Consider the following 1,166-nt stretch of genomic DNA (forward strand, 5'->3'; position numbering starts at 1 on the left):
GTCATCGTCAGCTCTCTATTCTTAAAGCTAAACCCCCTTGCACTTTGTGTAAGGGGGTTTTCTTTGTCTGCGGATTTGGGTTTTAAGGGCAAACTCTCTTATTTGAGCTTGGTGAGCTTTATATCATTGTGCAAAGCGTAATTTTTAATTTGTAGAAAGTATTGAGTCATAGCTAAGAATTATTTTTTTCGGAAAGACTGTCTTGCTTTTAGATATTAATCATTTGTATATAGACAGCTTAATACTCTTACACCTCAATAAAGTGATATCTCTTTTTACACTCCTAGAGCATGTTCCTAATTGGAAAATATGGTTAGAGCCGCTAAAATAAACCTTATATTTTAGAAGAAATAAAATATATAGAAAAATAGCTAGACAAGCATTAACCGATAGTCAAAGAATGGCTTATGGGAGAATTTTTTTAGCCTATGAAAAGAAATTGATACGGGATGGGTATTCACCGACGGAAGTTATATACGGTGTCATTAACATGCAAGTGGAGCTCGGCCTGGTGAAGTTCGATCAATCAGACAAAGTCGTGGCAGAGCAACTACAAAGATACCCCTATCCTGTGATGCCGATGGATATCCACTCGATTTTAAAATCATTGGGGGTGAAGTTTAAGACAGTCAAGTTGCAGATAAATTGATTGAGCTCATAGGTCAAGCTGACTATTTTATCGTTGATAAAGGCTATGATTCATAAGCTATCAGAGATAAAGCTCACATGCATGGCATGATACCTATTACTCCTAAAAGGAAGAATGCTAAAAAGCCTAACCCAAAACTTGATCGTTATTTATATAAGTTACGCCATTAGGTAGAAAATATGTTTGCAAGACTTAAGCACTTTCGCAGCATAGCGACTTACTATGAGAAGTTGGCTCATAATTTTAAGTCAATGCTTTACTTGGCCTGTATTATGATTGGTTGCAAAATGAATTGAGGACATGCTCTATTATAATGACTCTCTATTTATTTTGTTTAATACCCTGCATTTCAATGAGTTGTGATATATATAAAATAAAAGTTAGTATTAGCTTGACCCCCACCTTAAACCGCGTATAATGCCACCCAGTCGAAAGGGAAGGCGGATTGGAAAGTGGTTTACCACTGATTATTAATAGCTAAGCTACTAAATAAATCATCCAACCAATGAATAATTTT

General features: G+C 35.5%; 1 pseudogene. It reads left to right on the forward strand.

Annotated features, from left to right (window positions below):
• Positions 1 to 432: 432 nt before the first annotated feature.
• Positions 433 to 945: pseudogene (locus FQ084_RS13410) on the forward strand (IS5 family transposase); the annotation flags it as partial.
• Positions 946 to 1,166: the final 221 nt, after the last annotated feature.

It is taken from the genome of Psychrobacter sp. ANT_WB68 (assembly GCF_008369115.1).
Classification (GTDB): Bacteria; Pseudomonadota; Gammaproteobacteria; order Pseudomonadales; family Moraxellaceae; genus Psychrobacter.